Origin of the sequence: Sphaerotilus montanus (assembly GCF_013410775.1) — a bacterium.
In the GTDB taxonomy this organism is placed as follows: Bacteria; Pseudomonadota; Gammaproteobacteria; order Burkholderiales; family Burkholderiaceae_C; genus Sphaerotilus; species Sphaerotilus montanus.
The window spans coordinates 4,823,841-4,833,819 of sequence record NZ_JACCFH010000001.1 but is presented as its reverse complement, the minus strand read 5'-3'; the positions used below and the strand labels follow the sequence as shown (position 1 = coordinate 4,833,819).

Here is a 9,979-nt window from a genome sequence, read left to right as displayed (position 1 = left end):
ACATCTACCGCGTCAGTGGCAACACGACCACCGGCTTCCACGGCTACGACACGTTCAAGGACAGTGGCACGACGGGCACGGACAAGATCGTGGTGACGGGCGCGACGCTGGCAGTGGACATCGGCATCAAGGGCTGGAGCGCAACCGGCATCGAGCAGGTCGACGCGACGGGCACGACGGGCGCGGTGCGGCTGCTGGACACGGGGGACGCGAACCTGCTGGACTTCCGCACGGCGACGCTGACGGGCAGCAACCTGGTGATCGACGCGGCGTATGGCAACGACACGGTGTACGGCAGCGCGGGGGCGGACACGATCGTGGCCGGCAGCGGCGACGACGTGCTGGACGGTGGCGCGGGTGGCGACACCTACCGGGTCACGGGCAACGAAGCGGGCGGCTGGGCGAGCTTCCACAGCTACGACACGTACCAGGACACGGGCACGAGCGGCACGGACAAGATCGCTGCGCTGGGCACGGGCAACGTGGACATCGGGTTCAAGGGCAACTTCGGCGCGACCGGCGGGATCGAGGCGATCGACGCGACGGGGGCGACCGGGACGGTGCGGCTGCTGGGCGACGGAGGCAACTCGACGCTGGACTTCCGCACCGTCACGCTGACGGGGTCGAACATCGTCATCGACGGTGCGTACGGGCACGACGTGCTGTACGGCAGCGCGCAGGACAACGTGATCGTCAGCGGCTGGGGGGACGACACGGTGGACGGTGCGGGTGGCAGTGACACCTTCCGCATCACGGGCAACACGACGACCGGCTTCCAGGGCTACGACACCTACGCGGACACGGGCACGGCCGGCACGGACAAGATCGTGGCGCTGGGCACGGGGGACGTGGACATCGGGTTCAAGGGCAACTTCGGCGCGACCGGCGGGATCGAGGTGATCGACGCGAGCGGGGCCACCGGCAACGTTCGGCTGCTGGGCGACAGCGGTGCGCAGACGCTGGACTTCCGCACGGTGACGCTGACGGGCACGCGCCTGGTGATCGACGCGGGCAACGGCAACGACGTGGTCTACGGCAGCGCCGGAGCCGACACGCTGGTGAGCCACAACGGCGAGGACACGGTGGACGGTGCCGGTGGCAGCGACACCTACCGCGTCACGGGCAACACGACGACCGGCTTCCACGGCTACGACACGTACAAGGACAGCGGGACGGCCGGCACGGACAAGATCGTGGCGCTGGGCACGGGGGATGTGGACATCGGGCTGCTGGGCAGCTTCGGCGCGACCAGCGGGATCGAGGCGATCGACGCGAGCGGGGCCACCGGCAACGTTCGGCTGCTGGGCGACAACAGCGCCTCGACGCTGGACTTCCGCACGGTGACGCTGACGGGCACGCGCCTGGTGATCGACGCCTCGAACGGCAACGACACCGTCTACGGCAGCGCCGGCAACGACACGCTGGTGAGCAACCACGGCGAGGACCTCCTGGACGGCGCCGGTGGCAGCGACACCTACCGCGTCACCGGCAATGCCGCGGCCACGTTCCACGGCCGGGACACCTACAAGGACAGCGGCACCAGCGGCACCGACACGGTCATGGCCCTCGGCGCCGGTGATGTCGACATCGGGGTGCACGACTGGCAGGGCACCGGCATCGAGGTGGTCGATGGCACGGGGGCTGCCGGACGGGTGCGTCTCTGGGCCAACGACAGCGCCAACCTGCTGGACTTCAGCACGACGACGTTTGTCGGCAGCAACATCCTCATCGACGGGGCCTACGGCAGCGACACCATCAAGGGCAGCGCGGGCAATGACGTGATCCTCGGCGGCGCGGACGCCGACCTGCTCGACGGCCAGAACGGCAGCGACACCTACCGCGTGACGGGCAACCGGGCCGCGGGCTGGAACAGCTTCCACCACTTCGACCTCTACGCCGACACCGGCACCACGGGCACGGACAAGATCGTGGCGCTGGGCACGGGCGACGTGGACATCGGAGTGGCTGGCTGGCAGAACACCGGGATCGAGGTGGTGGACGCCACCGGGGCCACCGGCCTGGTGCGCCTGCTGGGGCGCGACGAGGCCGATGTGATGGACTTCCGCACCACGACGCTGGTCGGAGCCAATCTCGTCATCGATGGCGGCTACAGCAATGACACCATCTTCGGCAGCGCCGGTGCCGACACCATCATCGGTGCCGGCAACGACGATCTGGTCGACGGTGCCGAGGAGGGCGACACCTTCCGCGTCACCGGCAACGTCGCGGGCGGCTGGAGCAGTTTCCAGGGCTACGACACCTACAGCGACACCGGCACCACGGGCATCGACCGGCTGGTCGCCCTGGGCGGGGCGGTGGACATCGGCCTGGCGGGCTGGCAGAACACGGGTGTCGAGACCATCGACGCCACGGGTGCGACCGGCACCGTGCGTCTGCTGGGCGGCGACGATGCCACGTTGTTCGACTTCAGCACCACCACGCTGACGGGCAGCAACCTGCTCATCGACGGCGCCTGGGGCAGCGACACCCTCGTCGGCAGCGCAGCCGCGGACCAGATCGTCGGTGGTGGCGGCGACGACCGCCTCGACGGTTTCGAGGGCAGTGACACCTACCAGGTGACCGGCAACCAGGCCGAAGGCTGGCGCTCCTTCCAGGGCTTCGACACCTACCAGGACACCGGCACCACCGGCATCGACACCCTCCACGCCCAGGGGGCTGGCGACGTGGACATCGGCCTGCTCAATTTCGACGTGTCCAGCGGCATCGAGGTGATCGACACCCGGGACGTGGTCGGACAGACCCGCATCGTCGGCTCCTGGTCGGACGACGTGCTGGACTTCAGTGGCACCAGCATCCTCGGCAGCCGTGTCGTCATCGACGGCAGCGGCGGCACCGACGTGGTCTTCGGATCGGCCGGCGACGACACCATCATCGGCGGCAGCGGTGCGGATTCGATGGCCGGCGGCACGGGCAACGACGTCTACCGGGTTGGTCGCGGTGCCAGCCTGGATGTCATCTGGGACTACGACGAGACCGCTGGCAACCAGGACGTCATCGAGTTCGGGCCCGACATTGCCATCGACCAGCTCTGGTTCCAGCGGCTGGACGGCTTCCTCGAAGTCAGCGTCATCGGCAGCTGGGACCGGGTCTACGTGATGGACTGGGACACCGGCCCGGCCAGCCAGGTCGAGCAGTTCCGCACCGCGGACGGGCACGTGCTGCTGAACACGCAGGTGGACACGCTCATCAGCGCGATGGCGGCATTCGACGCGCCGTCCGGTGGCACCACCACGCTGCCGGAGGCCTACCGTGCCGCGCTGGTGCCCCTCATCACCAGCACCTGGTCCTGACGATCCAGCCAGAAGGGCGGGTCACGCCGGTTCTGGTGGCTGTTACGCCGGATTGTCTGATCCCTGTCAGCCGCCGCGTCCATGATGGCGCGACGATGACGGCCCGGGTCGACCTGACCCGGGTGGAGGAGACAAGCATGGCATTGCAGCAAGACGAACCCTGGGCGGGCTGGATCGCCCCCTGGACCACCCCCAAATCCTGGGTTGGCGCGGGCGCACGGGCCGCCGAACCCAGTCTGGTCGAACAGCGATGCCAGTCGCTGCTCGACCATGCCCACGCCCACAGCGCGTTCTACCGCCAGCACCACGGCGCCACGGGCCGGGTCACGACCGCGTCGTGGACCGATCTGCCGCCGGTCACGAAGTCGCAGCTCATGCGGCACTTCGGCGACTGGGTGACCGATCCGGCGATCACGCGCGAGGGGGTGGAGGCCTTTCTGGCCGACCGGAGCCGGATCGGCACGGACTTCCTGCGCCGCTACGCGGTGTGGACCAGCTCGGGCACCAGCGGCGAGCCGGGCATCTTCATCCAGGACAGCGCGGCACTCGCGGTGTACTCGACGATGCTCGAAAGCCGCATGGACCGGCGTTTTGCCACCCACCGCTGGTGGGCCCTGGCGGCGACCGGCGCGATGGGTCCGTGGGGTCTGCGGCCGCGCAGCGCGCTGGTGGCCGCACTCGATGGGCACTATGCCGGCGTGTCCTTCTGGTCCCGCCAGTGCCGCTTCAACCCGGTGGCGGGCAGCGAGTCGCGGGCGTTTTCCGTGACCGCGCCGATCGAGCAGCTGTGCAGCGAACTGCAGGCCTGGCGCCCGGCCTTCATCGCCAGCTACCCGAGCATGCTGGTCGAGCTGGCGCGGCAGCAGGAGGCGGGGCGGCTGCGGCTGATGCCCCTGGCGCTCTGGTCCGGTGGCGAGGGACTGGCCGCCAGCACACGCGACTGGATCGAGTCGGTGTTCGGTGCCCCGGTGGTCAATGACTACGGCGCCTCCGAGTGCCTGGCCATCGCCTTCGAATGCCCGCATGGCCGCCTGCACCTGAACGACGACTGGGTGCTGATGGAGCCGGTGGATGCGCAGGACCGGCCTGTTCCGGTCGGCACCGCATCGCACTCGGTGCTGCTGACCAATCTGGCGAACCGCGTGCAGCCGCTGATCCGCTACCGCCTCGGCGACAGCGTGACGATGCACCCGGACGACTGTGCGTGCGGCAACCACCGGCCGTCCTTCACCGTCGAAGGTCGCTGCGACGACACGCTGCAGTTTCCGAACGCCGCTGGAGACGTGGTCCACCTGTCGCCGATGGCGGTGACCACGGCGCTGGAGGAGGGGGCGGACGTGCACCGCTTCCAGCTCCGCCAGACCGCCCCCGATGCACTGGAGTTGCGCCTGGACGTGAGCCTGTGCGCCGACCCTGCCGCGCTGCGCGCCGCATCGCTGGAAGCCCTGCGCCGCTACTTCGTCGCGCAAGGCCTGTCGGTGCGCCTGAGCACCAGCGACGAGGCGCCGGTGATCGACCCGCGCAGCGGCAAGCTCCGCCAGGTCGTCAGCGAACTCTGAACGGCCCCCGCGGCGTCAGAGCTTCATCTCCAGCCGCAGCGCCCACGCGGTGGTTCCAGGGTTGCTGGTCGTCGCCACCTGGCGGGTGTCTGCGGTGGTGACGGTGGCACTGCTGACGTTGTCCAGCGGCTGCAGGTTGCTGGCCGAGAGGCGCAGCTGCAGCGCGGGCGAGAAGGTCCACAGCGCGTAGGCGTCGATCACGCGGCGGGTGTCCACCGTGTTGCGCTGGCTGTCGCTGAGCTGGATCGTGTACCCGGGCGTGAAGTTGAGACTCGCCCCCAGCACCAGCGGCAGGCCGCGGACCCGCCAGTCGCCGCCGAGGTTGGCGCTCCAGTCGGGCTGCTTGTCGAGGCGGTTGTCCGGACCGCTGACGCTGGTCACGCGCGAGCGAAAGGCGCTCAGGTTGGCGCGCACCTCCAGCGGCGGCGCGTCCTCGGCCACCACCTCGCTCAAGCGGAACTTGGCCTCCAGCTCGACCCCGCGGGTCACCGCGTCGCCGATGTTCTGCGGGCGCGACACCCAGCGCGACACGCCGTCGACCGTTTCCAGCGTGGTCCGTGAGCGGATGAGCTGGTCGATGCGGCGCTCGAACACGCCGATGCTCAGCACGCCGCCAGCCGGCAGGTAATGCTCGAACGCCAGGTCCAGCCCGGTGGCCAGCTCGGGCCGGAGCTGCGGATTGCCCGCGCGGTCGGGGTTGGTCTCGAGGTTGGTGCCGGTGGCTTCGCTGCGGCGGGCGATCAGGTTGGCGAGGGTCGGGGCGCGGTAGCTGCGGGTCAGGCTCAGGCGCACCTGGTCCTTGCCCCCTTCGACCGGCTTCCAGGCGGCGTGGAACAGCGGGGTCAGCACGCTGCTGCGGCTGCCGAGGCGGCCGTCGGCGGCGTCGCTGGTCGTGTCGAGTGCCTCCCAGCGCAGGCCGCCCTGCAACGACCACTGCGGCGTCACCGTCCACTCGTCCTGTGCCCACAGCGCGGTGCGCAGCGTGCGCGCCTGCAGCGTGTCGCCGACCTCGCCGTTGAGCGCGCGCATGCCGGTGGCGCTGGTTTCCAGCGTGGTGCGGGTTTCCTCGCGCTGGTTGTGTTCGGCTTCCCAGCCCAGCGAGAGCAGGTGTGCGCCGTCGTCCGCGGTGCGGCTGAGCTTGCCGCCCGTGCTCAGGCCGCGGTCTTTGCCGGTCCGGTCGTCATCGAGGCGGCGCAGGGCCGTGTCGCTGCCATCGCGTTCGGTGCGCACGCTGTCGCCTGCAGAGCGGCTCAGGCTGCCGCCGGCTTTCAGCTCCAGGCGCAGGCCGCTGTCGAGCCGCGTCTGCCACTGTGCGTTGAGTCGGCCGAGGGCGAAGCGGCCGGTGCCCGCCTGGTCCGCGGTGGCGTAGTCCGGGACGGCGGTCGGGGTCAGCGATTGCAGGGTCTGCACGCTCTGGCTGCTCGACTCGGACAGGATGACAAACGGCATCAGCGCGAAGGTCTCGCCCGCGCCGAGGCGCCACTGCATGCGTCCGCCGGCGTGGAGGGCCTGGCGACGCGAGACCTCGTCCGTGGTGCGCCGCTCGTCCCGCAGCGTGGTGCCGTCGGCCAGGCGGGTTTCCTCCGTGCGGGCTTCGGTGTGGTCGCGGTCACGGCCGTCGTGCAGATTGGCCGCGAGGTTGTAGCTGAAGGTGTCGATCTGGTCGGCGCGCGTCCAGCTCAGGTTCGGCGACCACCGGCCGTCGTCGTGGCCCAGGCGCAGGTGGACGTTGTTCAGCCGCTGGCGCACCGATTCGCGCAGCACGATGTTGATCGTGCCGGCGATGGCCTGCGCGCCGGTTTCGGCGCTGGGGCCGCGGGTGATCTCGATGCGCTCGACCTGGTCCGGCGTGAGGGTGTCCAGCGACATGCCGTAGGGCATGCGCTCGCCGTTGAGCAGGATCTGCGTGTAGCCGCTGCCCAGCCCGCGCAGGCGGACATCGCCACCGCGGCCGGGCCGGCCGCCGCCCAGCGTCACGCCCGGCAGGCGCTTGAGCACGTCGGCGACGGAGGCATCGCCCATGCGCTCGATCTCCTCGCGGCCGACCACCGTCTTCGCGGCCGTGGACTGCTGGCGCTGCACCGTGTCGGACGGTGCCGTGCGGCGGATCTCGACCCGCTCCAGCGTCGTGGCCGGCACCGTCGATGGCGGCTCGGCCGGCGGTGTGGCGGTCTGGGCTTGGACGACGCTGGCCAGCAGCAGCATCGGGAAGGGCAGGGTCAGGGCGGTGTGGGTGCGCATGGCGGGCATTGTCTCGCCGTTGCTGCACCCGGATGGGGCGCAGGGTCGAACCCGGACACGGTGTGCGAAAGGGCCGTTTAGACTCCCCGCCCATGACTGAAACCACGCGTTCCCGCCCCGATCTCGCCGGCCGCCGCCTCGTGCTGGGCCTCACTGGCGGCATCGCCTGCTACAAGAGTGCCGAGCTGCTGCGCTTGCTGGTCAAGGCCGGCGCCGAGGTGCATGTGGCCATGACCGACGGCGCGCAGCGCTTCATCACCACCGAGACGCTGCAGGCCCTGTCCGGCCACCCCGTCACCACCGACACCTGGGACGCCCGCGAACCCAACGGCATGCCCCACATCAACCTGACCCGCGGCGCCGATGCCGTGGTCATCGCCCCGGCCAGCGCCGACTTCATCGCCCGCCTGGCGCAGGGACGAGCCGACGACCTGCTGAGCCTGACCTGTCTGGCGCGTCCGCTGGCCAGCGGTGCGGCCGATGCGCGCCCGGTGCCGCTGATCCTGGCGCCCGCGATGAACCGCGAGATGTGGTCGCACCCCGCCACGCAGCGCAATGTGGCGCAGGTGCAGGCCGACGGCGCGCTGGTGCTGGGCGTGGACGCGGGCGCGCAGGCCTGCGGCGAGATCGGCGATGGCCGGATGATCGAGGCCGCCGCGATCGTCGAGGACCTGATCGCCGCGCTCTCGCCCAAGCCGCTGGCGGGCAAGCGGGTGCTGATCACGGCCGGCCCGACCTTCGAGGCGATCGACCCGGTGCGCGGCATCACCAACCTGTCGAGCGGCAAGATGGGCTTCTCGCTGGCCCGCGCCGCCCGCGAGGCCGGTGCCGACGTGACGCTGGTCGCCGGCCCGGTGCACCTGGACACGCCGCGTGGCGTGCGCCGCATCGACGTGCGCTCGGCGCAGCAGATGCACGACGCCGTGCTGCCGGCCGCGCCGCTGCACGACCTCTTCATCGCCACCGCCGCGGTGGCCGACTGGCGCCCGGCCAGCCTGTCCGCGCACAAGATCAAGAAGGACGGCAAGAAGATCGCGCCGACCTTCGAGCTCAGCGAGAACCCCGACATCCTCGCCGCCGTGGCCGCCTTGCCGGACCGGCCCTACTGCGTCGGTTTCGCCGCCGAGAGCGAGAAGCTCGAACACCACGCCCGCGAGAAGCTGCTGCGCAAGCGGGTGCCGCTGATTGTCGGCAACCTCGGCCCGGCCACCTTCGGCCGCGACGACAACGCGCTGCTGCTGGTCGATGCCGACGGCGCCCGCGCGCTGCCCGAGGACGGCAGCCGCTGCGACAAGCAGGAACTGGCCCGTGCGCTCATGCAGGACATCGCGCGGCGCCTGCCGGTCCGCGATTGAATTCAGGGGAGCGTCCCGGTACAGTCTCGTGATGTCCCTCGGTCGCCGTTCCCTGATGCGCCTGGTCTGGATGGCCTTGCTGGCCGTCCTGATGGTGGCCGCCGCTCCGACGGTGTCGCGCCTGCTGGGCGCGGGCGATCCTGCACGGGCGGCGGTGCTGGCCGAGATCTGCTCGGTCGGCATGGCGTCGGTGGCAGCCCCCGCGTCGGAGGTGCCTGATCCGGAATTCACCGGGGACGGCGCCCATTGCCCGCTGTGCCTGTCCGCGGCCGTGGCCTTCGCCTGGCCCGAGTCCGATCGCCGGGCCGACCATGCGCCCGCTGCGCAACACCTGCGGCCCGCCATGGAGCCGCTGTACCTGCCCGGACCGGCCCCGGTCTGGCGCTCGGCGCCGCCTCGCGCCCCTCCCGCGCACGCCTGATCTGGCCCGCTGCCGAGGCGGTCGATGGTCAGTGCTGGTGGCCGCTGTCGCGTGCTGCTTGCCGGGGCTGCTGCACCCAGACGGTGACCTCTCGCTCGCCGCCGCGCTCGAAGCGCAGCGTCAGCTGGAAGCGGTCCCCCACCACCAGCGGTGACGTCAGGTCCAGCAGCATCAGGTGGTACTGCCCCCCATGTCGAAACGGCAGCTCGCTGCCCGCCGGCAAGGCCAGCTTGTCCAGCGCCCCCATGCGCATGACCTCGCCGTCCATGACCATCCGGTGGATCTCGACCGAACCTGCTGCAGCCGTGCGCGCACTGACCAGGCTGTCGGCGCTGCGCCCGGTGTTGCGCAGTCCCCGGAAGTAGACAGCGCCGGTGCGGGTGCCTGGCAACGAGGGCGTGGCATAGGGGTGGTCGATGACGATGTCGCCCGCTTTGAAGTCATGGGCCACCACGGCGCAGGGCAGCGTGAGGGCCAACGCCAGGGCGGTCGTCAGGAGCTGGCGGCGCGAGGGCTTGAAAAACGTCTTCATCGGTGGAGTCCGGTTGAGGATGGGTGGCGGCATGATCGTTCAAGTGTTGTCTTTTGTTGTTTAATAGTCAATATATTCAGCAAAGTTCAATATATGTTGTTATTTTTTCTTGAGTAGTTGGACAATTCTCGAATGACCGCGCTTCGACGCTCACTGGCACGACTGACCCGGATGGCCTGCTGGCTGCTCCTGGTCGCGGCGTGTCTGCCGACGTTGTCGCGGTTGATCGCTGCGGCCGACCCGGTGCGCGCGGCGATGCTGGCCGAGGTCTGTTCGGTCAATGTGGCGAGTGCACCCATTGACAGCGACGAACAGCCTCTGGCGGGCGATGTCATGGGTGGCGCACACTGCGCGGCCTGTCTGAGCCCGGTGCTGCTGGCCGAGTGGCCGGCACCTGATCGCCGGGCCGACTTTGATCGGCCGGTGCTGCGCCTGCGTCCGGTCATCGAGCCCTTGCAGGCACCGCAACCCGCGCCTGCCGGCCCCCCGATCCCCCCCCGAGCCCCGCCGCGGACGGCCTGAGAACCGCAGCACCGCCCCCCTCTGTGTGTCCTGGTCTA

Annotated in this window: 6 protein-coding genes and 1 pseudogene; 5 read left to right on the top strand and 2 right to left on the bottom strand. The window is 70.3% G+C overall.

What is annotated here, in order from left to right; all coding sequences use genetic code 11:
• Positions 1 to 3,311 (top strand): annotated as a pseudogene (locus tag BDD16_RS22095) (hypothetical protein); the annotation flags it as partial.
• 137 nt (positions 3,312 to 3,448) lie between these two features.
• Positions 3,449 to 4,870: a phenylacetate--CoA ligase family protein gene (locus BDD16_RS22090; RefSeq protein ID WP_179635919.1), complete on the top strand. Its 1,422-nt coding sequence runs from the start codon at positions 3,449 to 3,451 to the stop codon at positions 4,868 to 4,870.
• A 15-nt stretch (positions 4,871 to 4,885) separates the two neighbouring features.
• On the opposite strand, the gene BDD16_RS22085 is transcribed toward BDD16_RS22090, so the two are convergent.
• Positions 4,886 to 7,111 carry a TonB-dependent receptor plug domain-containing protein gene (locus BDD16_RS22085; protein WP_179635918.1) on the bottom strand — a complete coding sequence of 742 codons (2,226 nt, stop codon included), beginning with the start codon at positions 7,109 to 7,111 and terminating at the stop codon, positions 4,886 to 4,888.
• 92 nt (positions 7,112 to 7,203) lie between these two features.
• Here BDD16_RS22085 and coaBC point away from each other — a divergent pair, with 92 nt between their 5' ends.
• The gene (gene coaBC / locus BDD16_RS22080; protein ID WP_179635917.1) at positions 7,204 to 8,466 is read left to right on the top strand and encodes a bifunctional phosphopantothenoylcysteine decarboxylase/phosphopantothenate--cysteine ligase CoaBC; all 1,263 of its coding nucleotides are present in this window, start codon (positions 7,204 to 7,206) and stop codon (positions 8,464 to 8,466) included.
• 31 nt (positions 8,467 to 8,497) lie between these two features.
• Positions 8,498 to 8,887 carry a DUF2946 family protein gene (locus BDD16_RS22075; RefSeq protein WP_179635916.1) on the top strand — a complete coding sequence of 130 codons (390 nt, stop codon included), beginning with the start codon at positions 8,498 to 8,500 and terminating at the stop codon, positions 8,885 to 8,887.
• Positions 8,888 to 8,915: 28 nt separating this feature from the next.
• Here the strand turns inward: BDD16_RS22075 and BDD16_RS22070 are convergent, their stop codons facing one another.
• On the bottom strand, positions 8,916 to 9,419 hold the full coding sequence (locus tag BDD16_RS22070; protein WP_179635915.1) for a copper chaperone PCu(A)C: 504 nt from the start codon (positions 9,417 to 9,419) through the stop codon (positions 8,916 to 8,918).
• A 132-nt stretch (positions 9,420 to 9,551) separates the two neighbouring features.
• Between BDD16_RS22070 and BDD16_RS22065 the strand changes: the two genes are divergently transcribed.
• Entirely contained in the window at positions 9,552 to 9,941 is a 390-nt protein-coding gene (locus tag BDD16_RS22065) for a hypothetical protein (RefSeq protein WP_179635914.1), read from the top strand.
• The last annotated feature ends 38 nt before the right edge of the window (positions 9,942 to 9,979 follow it).